Annotated in this window: 13 protein-coding genes; 6 read left to right on the top strand and 7 right to left on the bottom strand. The window is 42.6% G+C overall.

All coding sequences use genetic code 11. From position 1 onward, the window contains the following. Positions 1-29: 29 nt before the first annotated feature. Positions 30-800 carry a response regulator gene (locus J7J01_06160; GenBank protein MCD6210459.1) on the top strand — a complete coding sequence of 257 codons (771 nt, stop codon included), beginning with the start codon at positions 30-32 and terminating at the stop codon, positions 798-800. A 204-nt stretch (positions 801-1,004) separates the two neighbouring features. Here J7J01_06160 and J7J01_06155 read toward each other — a convergent pair whose 3' ends face one another. The 5 genes from J7J01_06155 to J7J01_06135 all read right to left on the bottom strand — a co-directional run bounded on the left by J7J01_06155 (position 1,005) and on the right by J7J01_06135 (position 6,148). After that, complete coding sequence (locus tag J7J01_06155; protein ID MCD6210458.1) at positions 1,005-2,300, bottom strand: ABC transporter substrate-binding protein; 1,296 nt, start codon at positions 2,298-2,300, stop codon at positions 1,005-1,007. Between the two features lie 6 nt (positions 2,301-2,306). Then, positions 2,307-3,380 carry a hypothetical protein gene (locus J7J01_06150; GenBank protein ID MCD6210457.1) on the bottom strand — a complete coding sequence of 358 codons (1,074 nt, stop codon included), beginning with the start codon at positions 3,378-3,380 and terminating at the stop codon, positions 2,307-2,309. Continuing rightward, positions 3,373-3,969: a hypothetical protein gene (locus tag J7J01_06145; protein MCD6210456.1), complete on the bottom strand. Its 597-nt coding sequence runs from the start codon at positions 3,967-3,969 to the stop codon at positions 3,373-3,375. Before J7J01_06145 ends, J7J01_06150 begins: the two co-directional genes overlap by 8 nt. Positions 3,970-4,139: 170 nt before the next feature. Further along, on the bottom strand, positions 4,140-5,816 hold the full coding sequence (locus J7J01_06140; protein ID MCD6210455.1) for an ATP-binding protein: 1,677 nt from the start codon (positions 5,814-5,816) through the stop codon (positions 4,140-4,142). A 5-nt stretch (positions 5,817-5,821) separates the two neighbouring features. Continuing rightward, on the bottom strand, positions 5,822-6,148 hold the full coding sequence (locus tag J7J01_06135) for a ribbon-helix-helix domain-containing protein (protein ID MCD6210454.1): 327 nt from the start codon (positions 6,146-6,148) through the stop codon (positions 5,822-5,824). A gap of 295 nt (positions 6,149-6,443) precedes the next feature. On the opposite strand from J7J01_06135, the gene J7J01_06130 reads away from it, so the two are divergent. From J7J01_06130 to J7J01_06120, 3 genes are all read left to right on the top strand, one after another. Next, positions 6,444-7,421, top strand: coding sequence for a VWA domain-containing protein (locus tag J7J01_06130; protein ID MCD6210453.1), 978 nt, complete (start codon positions 6,444-6,446; stop codon positions 7,419-7,421). Between the two features lies 1 nt (position 7,422). Beyond that, a complete protein-coding gene (locus J7J01_06125; GenBank protein ID MCD6210452.1) occupies positions 7,423-8,883 on the top strand; it encodes a hypothetical protein in 1,461 nt (486 codons plus the stop codon). 273 nt (positions 8,884-9,156) lie between these two features. Further along, positions 9,157-11,034 (top strand): glycosyltransferase family 39 protein, encoded by a 1,878-nt coding sequence (locus J7J01_06120; GenBank protein ID MCD6210451.1) that lies wholly within the window; start codon positions 9,157-9,159, stop codon positions 11,032-11,034. A 430-nt stretch (positions 11,035-11,464) separates the two neighbouring features. On the opposite strand, the gene J7J01_06115 is transcribed toward J7J01_06120, so the two are convergent. Further along, the gene (locus J7J01_06115; GenBank protein MCD6210450.1) at positions 11,465-12,298 is read right to left on the bottom strand and encodes an ABC transporter permease; all 834 of its coding nucleotides are present in this window, start codon (positions 12,296-12,298) and stop codon (positions 11,465-11,467) included. 21 nt (positions 12,299-12,319) lie between these two features. Continuing rightward, the gene (locus tag J7J01_06110) at positions 12,320-13,942 is read right to left on the bottom strand and encodes a PGF-CTERM sorting domain-containing protein (protein MCD6210449.1); all 1,623 of its coding nucleotides are present in this window, start codon (positions 13,940-13,942) and stop codon (positions 12,320-12,322) included. 296 nt (positions 13,943-14,238) lie between these two features. On the opposite strand from J7J01_06110, the gene J7J01_06105 reads away from it, so the two are divergent. Next, positions 14,239-14,958: a hypothetical protein gene (locus J7J01_06105; protein ID MCD6210448.1), complete on the top strand. Its 720-nt coding sequence runs from the start codon at positions 14,239-14,241 to the stop codon at positions 14,956-14,958. After that, positions 14,892-15,089 (top strand): hypothetical protein (locus J7J01_06100; protein MCD6210447.1); only part of this gene is annotated, 198 nt, incomplete at its 3' end. The genes J7J01_06105 and J7J01_06100, both read left to right, overlap by 67 nt.

The raw sequence follows: 15,089 nt of genomic DNA, 5'->3' as shown, positions 1-15,089 counted from the left end.
TATCCATGTAGAGGGTGTAGAGTGGGCTGTTGACATCCCCTTCCTCGATTGATTATATCATTGCAGACGTAAAATCGAAGCAGCAGGAGGTGGTGAAGAAGCGGAGTAAGAGAAGGGGCACAGGCATAGGTACCCAGATAAAAGAAGATCAGGCTATGATGTTCGACCTCATGAACATCCTCACTTACATGTCCTCCATTGCCATCGCTGATATACGCAAGGATGAGATATTCGAGCTTGCAGGGCAGCAGGATGGTATTACCGCACGACTATTAAAGAAGATACACCTGTTAGCGAGGAATTATGGCTATAATTATGCAACGGCATGCCGGCTGGCGTCCGAGGAGGCACATCATCCAGCTCTTAAAGATTTCCTCATCAGGTTCTCAAATGCATTAGCAACAGGAGAGGAAGAGGCGGTAGATGACAAAGCTGAGAGAGGAGGTGTGGAAGATGAGAATGAGGTGATGGAGATCATGAAGAAAGATAATAAGAACCCTATAAAGGTATTGCATGTAGAAGACGAGAAGGGTGCGCTGGAGATAACAAAATTGTTCCTTGAGCGGAAGGGGCAGAACGATTTTGAAGTGACGCAGGCGCTATCAGCGGAACAGGGTCTGGAGATGTCGGAGAATGGTAACTTTGATGTTGTCATCTCAGATTACAGGATGCCAGGAATGGATGGTCTGGAGGTGGGAGAGGTAGAGGAACTGCGGAAAGATGACGAAGGATGGGTAGGGGAAATATCAACGGGTAAAGGACGTGGTAGGATATACAAGAGATTGCGAGAGGAAGGGTAAAGAGAGTAAAAATGCCGCAACTGCAACTGCAACTGTAACTACGACTGCGACTGCTATAAATAAAAATAAGGATATGAGAACAGAAGTACATGAACATGTATAGAGTTACCATCTGGAGAACAGAATAAAGAATTACAGGATGAGGCGAATGATTGCTGGGTACGGTGGATTTGCTCATGCAATTGTGAAATAAAGTGCACTTACTCAGGATGCAGATACAGGATACACAAACACTCCGTGTGTCCGTACGTTGAAGTCCATACCACAGAACTTATCAATATACTCCTGGTGAATAGCCTGGGGGTCCAAATCCTTGAGCAGGTCAGGATGCAGCCACTTTGCCATATATGCGAGACCAACGGGATATGCAGAGCCAAAAGCGATGCTCCCATCCATCAAGTAAACACGCTCGTCTGCTACTGCCCTGATATTATTAAACCCCGGCAATTCTACTATCCTCTTATACTCCTCTTCCAGCCCCGATTCGTCATCGATCCTGTAACCACCCTTGCGAGAAAGTCCAACGATAACATCCGGGTTTTGCTCCAATATCTTTTCTGTTTCTATTGCGGGATATGACCCCTCAAGCTCTGCTATTACAGCTATGTTCCTCCCGCCTGCGAGTTCACAGAGCTGATGCATTGCTGTCCCTTTTGAATATGTCTTACGCTCACTTATTGAGTCTACATTACTCTTATCAAGGAAAACAACTGGCTTCTCATCTTCTGGAATCGCTGACACTTTGTCTTCTATCTCCCTGACATATTTATCATGCCAGTTGAGATACTTAGAGGCATTAGCCTCTTCTTCAAGTAAATATCCCAGCGTTTTCATACCCTCCCTGAGTTCTTCCGGCTTGAAGAAGTCCAGACGAATGACCGTTATGGTAGAAGGGAGTTTGTCTTCTATATATTCAGGACCTGGCCATCTCCCGTACGCGAATACAGCATCGGGCTCTAATCGCAGCACCGCCTCAGGGTCAATCTCCTTCCATGTGCCGACTACCGGTTTTTTACTTATCACAGGGAAGTAATCACTTCTTTTTGCTATCGTATCACTGATACCAACTATTCTGCCCCTGGCGCCTAAAACACGAATTGCTTCTGCTATATCTGTATTCAGCACGACTAATCTCCTCAGTGGCTTGTATATCGTGACATTTTCTCCGGTTGCTGTTGTAATTGTCCTTGGATACCTCCCATGAAAAAAATAAATGCAGGCAAGTTTACCGAGTTCTTCCTTTTCGAGGTGTTTCGTTTCTTCACCTAAATACGTTGCCCTCATGTAAGCCATGACAGCATCTATTACCTCGACTCTCGATACAGATACAGAAGCGGTAGCGGTGTTCGGATTCGAAGCAGTCGTAGCTGTAGCTGTAGCTGTGGCTAACACCGATGTTAGAATCAATATTGACGCTATGCAACAGAATACACCTTCGGCTTTTCTTCTTCCCCTTATTCTTCCTCTTCGCGTGCTTAACTTCAATTCCGTATCAATCATCCTTCTTCACCTCTCTTTTTTCTCCTTTTCGTAAAAAACAAAAGCTACCGAAATTACAACAGCTACTACAACTACGAATAGCCCTGCAAATCCTGCACCAAAGCCCGTCAGTCTAAATTTTAATGCAGATGCGAAAACCGGAGAAGATGAGTAAGTTGGTACTGGTGTTACTGTTGGAGCGCCCAATTCCACTTGCTCTCTTCTTACTTCATCGTAGCCCGGGCTCGGGCATGGGCATGGTATCGTCACACATATTTGGTTTGATTCGTGTTTGTTTATCCCGTTCTTATAAACAGCTTTGAAAACTGCCTGGGGCACTCCTTCCCCAATTTTGGTATTGTGGACCTTAAAAGCGGCAATGGCGGACTCACCGCGCTTTATCTTGCCAATGTATACCTTTTCCGGCTGGCATTCCACCATGCCTGCGGTTGTAACAGATGGAACAGCAACAACATAAACATTGTCAACATCAGATAGCCCTTCATTTACAACCTCTAACCTGACCTCGTCCTCAGTAACTTCCTGTGGTAATAGGTTTACCGTGCCTGTGACAACAACTGGAATAAAATAACGAATGCCTTTGCTGCTCTCTCCATGTGTATCTTCAATCTCAGCAACGAATTTCAGCATGTAAATGCCCTCTTCAAGTGGTGCTTTTATTTTAAATCCGAGATCAACTTTGCTATCCGGTCCTAATACTCCCGCAGAGGTATAGCTGTTATAGACCTTAAATTCACGCTCGACGATATGAGCTTCCTTTATGTATGCATCCATTGTGTAGTAAGTCTCAGTGTCAACGTCTGGATAATGTGTGGTCGTGGTCATGTCTATTTTCTTCTTTATCGGCTTATCCTGCATATTTTTAAGTGTTATTGTGAGTACACCCACATCACCGGGCATTAATGTCTCAGGGCTGAGTTTGTAATCGTAGACCATTACAGAGGGTTTTGGACTGGGCGCAATTTCACACCTGTCTAACAGGTTGTCTACATCTACATCATCAGCGAAACATAAGTTTGTAGAGGAAAACAAGACTACAGAGATTATCAGATAAAAAAACACTGCTTTTAACTCATTCACGGCTATCTCCCCCTCCTCTCCTGAATGAAACTAAAACTGCTACTGCAACTACAAGCAATCCTGCAAGAGCAGATACCGCTTCAAATGCTGGTACCGGTACTGGAGGAGAGGGTGCTGGTGTAGTTGTGGGACTCTGCATGGGTGTTCCCACTACGCGTACAGAAGCGCTCATACTTTTAATATCGCCTTCCTTCTCGCTCAGAGCATCATACCACATCCCGCTAAAAGTCCCACTTCCCTGTGATGGCGCTCGCACTTCGTATCTTATTGAAGTTTCGTTAGCCACTACAAAGATAACCTTCTGTCCTGATACATGGGTTTGATTTGAAGGATGTGTGGTACTGACAAATGCAAAACCTTCTGGAATGGTCTCTACAATGCCACCCACATGTAAACCCGAGATATTAATGAATACGTGGAACGTTGAACCTGGAGCGGGAGTGTTTGTAGATAGAGTACGAGTGACTGCTATACCAGATCCTGATGCGCTGGCAATTGTAATTACAACAGGGAATATCGCTATTGTTATTGCTATTATCATTGCCGGTATTAATACCATCCGTAATATCTTACTATTATCTATGTCCATAGTTGATACTTATATGCATCATATAAATATAAAATGTCTTTCCATGTGATACTAAATACTGGACAAGCGTTTTTCCCACCATAAACAAGCTCTCTTTATACCTATCTCTATGCCTTCCGCCAGATGTATGGTGCTGATTGGGGATTAGATCTGCGGGAGGTGGCAGCATACTACATTAACAAAAGGAAGATTTCAGCAGGGATAATAGCATAATCTTCCTCTATTTCTAATGTCTTATGATTTGTGGTTACAATCAGGCGTTTAATATGGAAATCTTCTTTTAACATTCTTGCCTTCCTTTTAATTTCTCTAATATCTACATCTTTCTGTGTATATTTTGCTTCCACTGCTAAAAGAACAAGCCTGTTAGACCTGTCAAGATACCACGCAAACCCATCTACAAGTTCTTCTTCATCCTCTGTAATAATATATCCCATATTCTCAGGTGCAATCCTTATAAGCGGCATGTATCGCAAATGGGAAATGATCACAGCCTCAAATAGGTGCTCTCTTACCCTCTCATCAGAAAGCAATTTTTTAACTTGACCAAATTTAATGGCGCCTCTTGAACAAAGGTATACAGCTATAAAGGCTGCGGGATCATTTACTATTAACTTCAACCTATCTTTCCTCGGTGTTACACGTGCAGAATCGAGGTCTATCTGTGTTGGAGAAGATATATTTGGAAGAAAGGAGAATAAGCCTGACGCTCTAAGATAAGAGATATATTTCTCCACATCATCCCTTCTCAGATTAAGATTTTGTGTTAAAGTGCCATAACTACAGGAGAGTCTCATAGAAGGTAAATTAACCGTACTAAGTATCTGTTTTGTTATATCCTCAGAAAGCCCGAATTTTATTGAATCCGTCACCAAAAGATTGAATATGTCATCGCTATATCGCGCAAAAGGGATGGTTATTTCTCCACTTCTTTGTGATTTTATTGCTTCATAGATGCTTCTTGGATATCCTCCTGCGTATAAATAGACATTTTCAAAGAGGTTATGAAGGTCATCATAACAGGCTTGCAATGTTTCATTCAGAATTCTTTTATAATTGTAAAACAAGCTATCACTATCTGTTTGAAATCCCGAAAAATACTCCGTAAGACCTATTCTTCTTCCACTCCCCTTTCTAAACGTATTTCTAATATGACTCTGAAATGTTCTTCCTAAAATTGATTCTGCCATTTCTATAAACCTTCTGGGATAAAAGAATTGCTCACCTCTTAATTTCTCTCCTAAAGGTCCAAACCGTCCGGCTAACTCCCTTTTTGCACTACTTAAGTCTAATGAATAACTTCCTGTTGCTACTAATGCTATGCCCGGACCTATGCTCCCACTGTCAATTAAATTTTTAATTGCCCTTGCCCAGCCCTTATAGAAAGTAACTTCATCGAGAATGATAATAAGCGGTTTGTTTTCCCTTTTGAACCTTTTAATAATTTCATCAACTAATTCTCTCAGGTATCTTTTCCTGTCCGCCTCTTTAATAAGTTCATCGGAATCGAGCGAGATGTAAACAAAAGAATCAGGAGGATAACCTCTCTGGATGTAATCTTTTATCATATATTTTAAAGTAGATGTTTTTCCGATTCTCCTTGGTCCTCTAATTATTAATACCCCATACGCTCTATTGTTCGAATAAAGGGGTTTAAAGAAACTCTTTTTGAGAAAATAATAAATTTTTGGAGATTCATATAAACCTTCATTATCAGCATCCATCAATTCTCTTAGTGCGCCATCCTTTAGATACCAATCTCTATTCGCAGGATCATGCCAAGGATTTTGATTCTTTATCATTGATTCTATGATGCTGTCAATCTTCGAATGAATATTAGCGTTCATACAGCTCAATGCCTCTTCTTTTTAACTAAATTATCAACTTGTCCCCTTAAAATGTTCACCCTGGTAAGGAGTGCTTCATGCTTCTTTTCCAATTCTTCCAGTCTGTCCAAAATCTCACTTAGCACCAGCGTTTTCTTATCGTAGTTCTGAACGAACTGTTTTATTGCTTTGCTTATTAGAGCGCTCCGGTTTATTCCTTCCCTCTTAGAGAGTTCCTCTAATTTTTTTAATTCCTCTTCCTCTATCCTTACTGAAATTGGCTTTTTATCACCCATAGGAATACATTGTATTACAAAGTATTTAAATACTTTGCATTTGTAATCTATTGTCATTCTTTGTATTTCGAAAAACATCCTAAGGTACTACATCGTATTGCTCTGCATTGTCCACCATACACAAACATATCTAAATCAAATGACAAATAACACCTATATTCATATATTCATATACCTCAACCTTTTTTCTCAATTTGGATGCAGCTTCCCATAGTTTATCTTCATGAACCTCCTGTCTCCCTTATCTCCTCTGCTCACCATAACAAACTTCACACTTATAACTTATCTTAACTTATCTTATATACGATTACATCTATCTTTTATCAAAAAAACCACCATAGAATAGGATAAAATGGGCGTGAGTTTTGGAGAGCCGTGGGTGTTGCTATTTCTGGGGATTATCCCCTTGCTATACTATTTTTACCGGATTTACTGCAAGAAGCGTAAAGAAGCGGCACTAAAATTTAGTACCTTCAGTATTGTAAAAGAAGCTTCAGCTTCTACCACAAGTAATAATAGAACCAAACGCAGCACCAAATTCAGGGCCCATCTACCTTTTATCATCCTTATCATTGCTATGGCATTGATTATCGTTGGTCTTGCAGACCCGATGATCCCCTTCAAGCGCGCTAAGAAGGGTGTTAACGTAGTCCTGGCAATTGATGATTCCGGGAGCATGCAGGCAACCGATTATAAGCCAACGAGATTAGAAGCCGCGAAAGCCGCAGCCAAAACATTGATAAAGAGCTTGAAACCGAAAGATAACGTGGGTATCGTCATCTTCGAATCCGGTGCAACAACCGCCTGTTATCTTACCCCTTTTAAGGATAAGGCAATAAATAAATTAGAGGCGATAGAACCGCGAACAGGGCGAACTGCTATCGGCGATGGTCTCACCCTCGCTATTGACATGGCTACTTCTATCCCGAACAAGAAGAAAGTGGTTATTTTACTGAGTGATGGTGTGAACAATTCCGGTGTTGTGAGTCTACAGGAAGCAATTCAGTTCGCGAAAACAAAAGGCGTACAGGTTTATACCGTTGGACTTGGCTCTGAGAAACCGGTGGTTATCGGCTACGACCTCTTTGGCAATCCGCAGTATGCCGAGCTTGATGAACAGACGTTGAAAAAAATCGCCGCAGATACTGGCGGGAAATACTACAAGTCAGTGAATGAAAAGACGCTGGATGAGATTTACGCACGTATCAGCAGGCACATAAAGCGAGAGTGGGAAGAGACCAGTATAAAGGATTGGTTCTTTATCGCAACTTTTATAATGTTATTGGTGAACATGTATATCATCTATGGTAAGTACAGAGTGGTTATATGAGATGATTATAAGTATAGGGAAGAGTATAGGGAAGAGAGCGATAGTTGTGCTCTTGATTTCTGCATTCCTCTTCGCTGTCACATCAGCGTCAGCATCAGCATCAACATCAACGTCAACAGCGGCGAAGACGCTTGTCGTACGTAAAGTCGTTGAAAACGCGAATAACATAAAAGTCGGTGATAAAGTTATTATCAGGCTTCAATTTAAGAACCCTTTTAAGCAGGCTATACCTCTTCGAATTGTGGATCGGAACATTATCGGGAATAACGGGCTGGACATAAGATGCCTTGAATATACACTGCCCGCAAAGGAAGAGTCGGTATTTGCATACAGCGACCCGATAGTGCCATTTAAACCCGGTAAATACACACTGGACGCGGCAAAGGTAGCTTACACCAATCCAGAAACGGGCAAACGCGAAACGGTGGAATCAAACACGCTGGACATTCAGGTGAAGGCTAATAACAGCCAGCAGCAGCTGCAGGGTCAGCAGACGCAGGGCATTACCACTATTTATCAATGCAATGGCACTTATACCCATTCCACTTTTTATTCCTCCTCCGGTGGTTCCTTCAATATCCAGATTGGCAGTTCCACTCACAGCTATGGCAACAAACAACAATCGCAATCAGGCGGGCAGCATCAAAAGAGTATAGAAAAGCGCATAACGAACAATCAAATCGTTCAGAATGGGGATAAATTGAAGAAAGAGCTGGAGAAAGAGATGCAACAGCATAAGGAACAGGAAGAGCGAATATGGAAAGAACTTACCAAAAACCCCGACTTCCTGAAATACGATAAACAATTAAGGAATGCTGGATTTAATCAGACACCAGCTTCTTTTAATCTCGTATCTCAGAACTATACACAGGTAACCATACCTTATAGGAATGAAAGCACAGGTGCTGAGCGAAGAATCAAAGCGGATTATGTCAACGGAACTATTCAAAATGTTACTCTGGAAACCATATCCGAGCATAGGCATAAGGAAGAGCGCAGCAGCAGCAGCAGCCCCTGGTGGCTACTTCTCCTCATACCCCTCACAGGAGTAATTGCAACCGGGTGGTTTATCTTTGATAAATATCTTAAAAAAGCGAGACGAGGTGAGATACAGCCACAGCCCACCATTGCCGTAGAATCTGCACAAAGTGTTGACTACGTGCGCGAGGCAAGAAGATTTATTGAAGAAGCAGAGGACTTATTCAGGAATGGCAGAGAGAAGGACGCATACGAGAAGGTATCAAAGGCAATCCGCTTCTATTTCTCGCACAAACTCGGTATTAAAAGAGAATTGTTAAACAGCGAGTTGATGAATGCTCTGAAAGGCAGAATGGACACTGAAACGTATTCAAAGGTGAATAAATGCCTTGATCTGTGCGGAATGGTTGAGTTCGCGAAGTACAGAGCCAACCGTGAAGATTTTGATAAAATTGTGGAGATAGCTAAAGGGTTGATAGCATGACCAGTCATGGAAGAAGAGAAGAGAAAAAGAGAAAATATGGCATAAAATCCAATGGTTATAGAGGTAGAGGGTTTTGCCCGCTGTGGGTCTGGTAGGGTAGGAACGATAGTGGCGTGGCTATTGCCCCTCTATATCAACTCATAATCTGAAGATAATAATGGGTAAATTGCGTGGAACTGCGGCAGTACCGGTAATATTTCGGCATCGTTAGCGAAGTGTTCTACGTGCTTGCGACGGCATAGGCACTAAATACATGCTTTTTGTTGGGTATAAATGAAAGGAATAGCATGTTTGGAAATCGCATCAATAACAGCACTTACAATCCTGTTTTTGCTTTTTGCCTCTCTTAACATGGGCTCTGTCATGATGCCTTCTTCCTGCTGGCAGCCACCGTCCGCGGACAAAGAACCAGAAGTTGTTTTTGATTTCGGCAGTGTTCAGCAAATAAAAGAGGTTTATATTTTCCTGGCGGATGCGAAACGAACGAAGTTCGATATTTTTGGAGGGACACCACCGGACAACTGGTCAATTCTCGCATCTTATGACAATGACCCTACAAAGCGTGTGCATTTCTGCTCCTGGGAAAGAATTGATTTAGGGAATGAAAGCACAAGATTTCTCAAGTTCGTGTTCAATATGACAGAATTAGAAGGTAAAAAACGATATAATCGAACTTTCAACCGAGTTGTGGTATCGTTCGATGTTGTGGAATCAAAAGGAAAAATAGGTGAGATGTTGGTAATATCCGCGAATAATAAAAAGATAACGCCGGTAGAGGTAAGCGGAGAAAATGCTTCGAGATTGGTTGATGAGCAAGACCTTGTGAAACTCCCGATAACGCAAAAATATGGCGCTTACTTTGACGAGATGTATTTTGTGCGAACCGCAAAGGAGCATTTAAATCTTGAGGAGCCTTATGAATGGACGCATCCACCGCTTGGGAAGCTCATAATAGCCTTTGGCATTTTGTGTTTCGGGATGAATCCATTTGGCTGGCGTATTTTAGGCGTTTTAGCAGCTGCTACGATGATACCGATAATGTTTCTTTTTGGTAAACGCATGTTTAAAAGCTCAGCAGCAGGCTTCTTCGCTGCTTACCTCATGACCTTCGAGTTTATGCATTTCTCTCTGGCAAGGTTGGCGACTGGGGAAATCTATATCCTCTTTTTCTCTTTATTAATGTTTTATTTCGCCTTCGATTACTTCTCAAAGCGGGAAGAGGAAGGAGAGAGCGAAAAAAGGAAAATATCCACTTCTCTTTTTCTCAGCATCATTTTCTTCGGTCTTTGCTTCGCTGTGAAATGGACGGCGGTATTTGGTTTAGTAGCAATTTTGATTCTTTTATTGATTAGCAACTGTAGAAATAAAAAGCCGATTTTTTATGATTATAAAATTGTTTTAGCGGGACTCTTCGTTTCCGCTGCTATTTATATCACAACCTACATTCCATACATGCTTTCGGGTGGTGGACATGGGCTGCTGGATATTCACAGGTTTCCGCTGTATATGGAATACATATCTAAATACATGTCCGGATGCAATATGAGTATCACCCCTCCCACACCACTAACCGTCTTCGATCTGCAATTGGGCATGTTTGGATACCATGCAGGAAATACAGCGACACATCCTTTCTCTTCGCCCTGGTGGTCCTGGCCCCTTATGCTTAAACCGCTCTGGATGTATTCTTATTCTAATACCAATACTTTGGACGGAACAGCAATGGTTTCGACAATTGTTTTGCTCGGCAATCCGGCGATATGGTGGTGCAGTATTCCTGCATTGATTTTTATCGCGGTAAAGTTCGTAGCTGATATAATAAGGAAAAGGGAGTGTAGTTTTGTTTCCCTCTTCATTCTCATTCCTTTTCTGTTACAATGGATTCCTTATGCACTTATCACGAGAACCCTGTTCATCTATCATTTTGCGCCCGATGTGCCGTTTATGATATTTGCACTCACTTATTGGACAACATTTTTAGAAAAGAAAGGGTTATCAGGGAGAAAAGGTCTTTTCTTTAAATGTGTGGTTATTGCTTTTCTTATTTCGATTGCGGTTCTCTTCTTCCTCTTCTACCCTGTAATATCGGGTTATCCCATAGCGTATAAGTATAAGGAAAGTTTGAGATGGTTAAGTGGGTGGACGTTTTGATAAAAAAGTGATAGTGCCATATGAACGTAAGCGAAAGTATCGTGAACGTAATGCACAATCCCGGCGCGGCGGAAGCATCCACCATTTTCACAAGTCTGATATGAAATTTCTGAGTGATAGCACCTCTGAGCGTATAATGCGAGCAGTGAATGGCCATCCAAATAATACGAATATAAATGTGAGATTACTGATGCCAGGTGCCTGGTCGGATGAATACTGCGATTACCATTATCAGTGGCAGTCTTGGAATCGCGAGGAACGCATCTACAATCCTCATGATAAAAAACCAACCCATTCAAAGTAGCCCGAAAGAAGACCGAGCGCCGTCCCTATAATACCCGAGACGAGCGATACGAAAAAGGCGATGAATAAGGAGACCTTTGAACCATATATAAGTTCGCTCAATTATACTCAATAATCCTGACCTATATCATTCGTGCTTCACCCTTGGATCTAAATGCGCATACATCATGTCAGCAATGAAATTCGCTGCAATAATAACCAGCGTGATAATCGGAAGCAGTGCGTTCTTCATCGCGTGCTTATACATAATATATCGCTCACTCAAGCCTTTTGCCCTCGCTGTTTGTATATAATCTTCTCCTATCACATTTAGCATCGAGTTCCGCATCAAGAGGTATGTGCCACCGATATGAGCAATTACAAGTGTCATCGCCGGAAGGAACAGGTGTCGAAGTATGTCCAATGCGGCTTCAAGAGGCGTTGAATATTCTGTAAACGGCGTTTGCGCACCTGATACAGGAAAGAGACTAAAATTCAGTCCTAACAGAATAATAAAGAGCAGTCCAAGGAAAAAAGAAGGGAAGGAGCTTACGGAGAGGACGAAAGTGAGCAGTCTCACATCCATCTTCCTGCCCCTATTCCATGCAGATATAGCGCCCAGAACGATTCCCAAAACTATATAAATTGTGGTTGCCGTTCCAACGAGAAGAAACGTCCATTTCAGTGCTCCAATCAATACGTCTGATACGGGAGCATTGAGATATATTGACCAACCAAGATTCCCATGCAAAAGATTGAGCATATAGTCAGTGAATTGTTGCAGAAGCGGCTTGTCAAGTCCGTAATATGCGAGCAGTTCCGCCCTCATCTCTTCATCCAGCACGATGGGCATGTCCATGGTCGGGTTGCCAGTTAGAAATGAAAGCGGGTCGCCGGGCATCACCCTGGGTAAAAAGAAGTTAAAAGTTAGAATTGAAATGATTAGAGTAATATAACTTATTATTTTTGTTATTATGTTCATATTATAAATAAAATAGGGGACTTATCGCCCCCTCTTCCTTAAAAATAGATACGCAACTGTCAGCAGACCTGCAATTGCAAGTGTTGCTCCGAATCCAGGCGGTTTGGGTGTAGGTATAGATTTAGATGTAGGTGTAGCCGTTGCAGTCGCCATCGGTGTTGCTGGTGCTTCCGCTCCAATGAAAACAAGTTTGTTCAGCTCGTATGGAATCCCATGCGCTATGCCGTTTTTCGTATAGAACCACGTATCGAGCTTTCCAGGGTTGTATATCGCCCATCGCCTTGGGTGATAGAGTGCATATACCGGAAGGTCGTCTGTAATCATCGCCTGGAGTTGATACACGAGTTGTTTTCGCTCTTCAAAATCCATCGTGGTAGCCTGCTTATCGAAGATGGAATCGTATGAGTCATTGTGATATGTGCTTGCGGGCCAGTCAGGGATCTCTAATATGTCGGGATATGAGCATCCACCATGACCATTTATAGCGAGTAAGAAATTACCGCCTTTAAGGATTGTATCTACTGTGCTCTTGTCCATCGATTTTACATTTACCCTTATCCCCACCTCTTTCAATTGCGATTTTATAAGTTCCGCCTCCCTTGAGAATTTGTCAATCGTTATCAGCTCGAATTCAAGCTCTTCTCCGGTTGGGTACTCCCTTATTCCATCGCCATTGCTGTCAGTGAAGTTCAATGCATCGAGTATTTCGTTAGCTCTCGTTACATTGTACTCATAGCCCGGAAGGTCAGGATTAGACCATTCTGTGCCCGGTTGGAGGATGCCTGGATTTGCAGGTATTGCACCGCCATGCACCACTTTTTGGATAATCTCGCTTCTGTTTATAGCATAAGCGATGGCATGCCTGAATTCCGTGATATTTGTAGGATATTTTTCGCAGTTGAAGACGAGCTGGAGCACCCAGTAGCCAGGTCCTTCTATTATCTTGAAATTGGGGTTGGCTTCAAACTCAGTGACCACGTCTGTATCCTTCCTCCAGAGTGATGCCTCATCTAAATCGCCGGTCTTCAATGCGAGCGCTGTATCGCTGACCTTTATCGAAATGAGTTTATCTACGAGTGGTTTTCCCTTGAAATACCCCTCATTTGCCTCCCATAAGTAATACCCTTCCTCTTTGTTATATTCCTCCAGTTTAAAAGGTCCTGTTCCTATAACGGCTTCTTTACCCCTGAACTTCTTCGGGTCTTCAACACCGCTCCATATATGTTCGGGAATTATAGGAACATCCCCGGCAATAGTCACCAGGAAATCTGCTACCGGCTTTTTTAGGTGTATAACAACGGTATACTCGTCCAGAGCATCCACACGGTCTATGTACTCTAATGTCTTGAACCACTTTGGTCGTGGGTGTTCTTTCATATAATCGAACGTGAACTTCACGTCATCTGCAGTAAACGCTTCTCCATCGTGCCACTTCACTCCCCTGTGAAGGTGAAATGTCCATGCCTTACCATCGTCAGACATCTCCCAACTATCAGCAAGCCAAGGTATCACGCCTGTTTCGTCCTTCCAGGTCAGCGTGTCAAAACAGAAGCTCAAATAAATATAGCCCATACCTCGTGGATAGAACGCATACGGCGAGGGATAACCGAAATCTCCACCCAATGTACTGCCTCCAAACTTCACTATACTTTTTCTCCACTCGCTACTGTCACGCCACTGAATACACTGCAACTACACAGCACTATCGCCAGAGCCAGACCAAATATAGCCAGAGTTTCTTTTCTCATTTTTTTCATACCATCTCCTAATTTATGCACATACCATCTACTATTCCCGTTCTTTCACTCTTTTCCTCATGACCTCCTACATATTTTCACACCTTTCGTAATATATCAATAATTTTTGTGATAATATAACTATTCAAAAAATTAAGAGAATCAAAAAGCTTTTATGCTGATATTTCAAATATATTTGAAGTGATGAGTATGGATATGAATATGAAATACTTTTCGATTGCAGTAGCGTTGACGCCGGTGGTGGCGGTAGTTTTTTTAGCAGTGGCAATTGGAGCAACAGGTGCACAGGTAGGACCGATGCCGGGTTCTACGCATTCTAATCTGAGCTGTACTGACTGTCATGGCAGTGCACCCTATACAGAGATAAATGTTTCTTCGATTGAAACATGCAAGAAGTGCCATCAGAAGGAAGTAGAAGAAACGATGAGTTCAAAGCATGCAGGTCTGGGCGCAACACGCCCGGATACGATGCCGAATACATGTCTTGTATGTCATAACCCGCATCAAGGAGTTTACAGGAACGGGAAATGGGAAGACCAGACCGTAGCAGAGTACAATAAGTTCGCATATAAAGGCAAGGATAAACTTGGAACAGAGCATACATGGAGAACTTTCAGCAGTATGAACGAGTTCTGTCTGGACTGCCATGGGAAAGGCTCTCACGGAGCAAATGTCTCTGACCCGAGCAAAATTACGGGTGAAGAAGGTGCGTGGTTCCAGCAGGACTGGTATGGGAATGACAGACCTGTTCCGGAAATAGAAGGGCTTGGCGATGAGCGAGGTGCGCTGCCGATGGACGACCCGGACTTTGTATCTTATCTTACAACGTGTGGAAGATGGAGAAGATGCATTACGGCGCCGGGAATGCACCTTACGGTAGCACTAACTACACAGAAGGAATAGAGGACTGCAGTCATGCATGCCATTACGGCGGTTCGCTAATTGTTATGGGGGGAAAGAAAGTGCCACCGGCAGGCTATGAATGCAGCGACTGTCACCCAAAGACAAAAGATACGGTATTGAAGATAGAAACG

Source organism: Methanophagales archaeon (assembly GCA_021159465.1).
GTDB lineage: Archaea > Halobacteriota > Syntropharchaeia > Alkanophagales > Methanospirareceae > G60ANME1.
The sequence above is the reverse complement of the archived record's forward strand: the minus strand, read 5'-3'. Positions and strand labels throughout refer to the sequence as shown.

Coding starts and splice junctions, on each gene's coding strand:
- J7J01_06155 (MCD6210458.1), bottom strand. CDS start 2,300: ATGATTGATACGGAATTGAAGTTAAGCACGCGAAGAGGAAGAATAAGG.
- J7J01_06145 (MCD6210456.1), bottom strand. CDS start 3,969: ATGGACATAGATAATAGTAAGATATTACGGATGGTATTAATACCGGCA.
- J7J01_06140 (MCD6210455.1), bottom strand. CDS start 5,816: ATGAACGCTAATATTCATTCGAAGATTGACAGCATCATAGAATCAATG.
- J7J01_06135 (MCD6210454.1), bottom strand. CDS start 6,148: ATGACAATAGATTACAAATGCAAAGTATTTAAATACTTTGTAATACAA.
- J7J01_06130 (MCD6210453.1), top strand. CDS start 6,444: ATGGGCGTGAGTTTTGGAGAGCCGTGGGTGTTGCTATTTCTGGGGATT.
- J7J01_06125 (MCD6210452.1), top strand. CDS start 7,423: ATGATTATAAGTATAGGGAAGAGTATAGGGAAGAGAGCGATAGTTGTG.
- J7J01_06120 (MCD6210451.1), top strand. CDS start 9,157: ATGAAAGGAATAGCATGTTTGGAAATCGCATCAATAACAGCACTTACA.
- J7J01_06115 (MCD6210450.1), bottom strand. CDS start 12,298: ATGAACATAATAACAAAAATAATAAGTTATATTACTCTAATCATTTCA.
- J7J01_06105 (MCD6210448.1), top strand. CDS start 14,239: ATGAGTATGGATATGAATATGAAATACTTTTCGATTGCAGTAGCGTTG.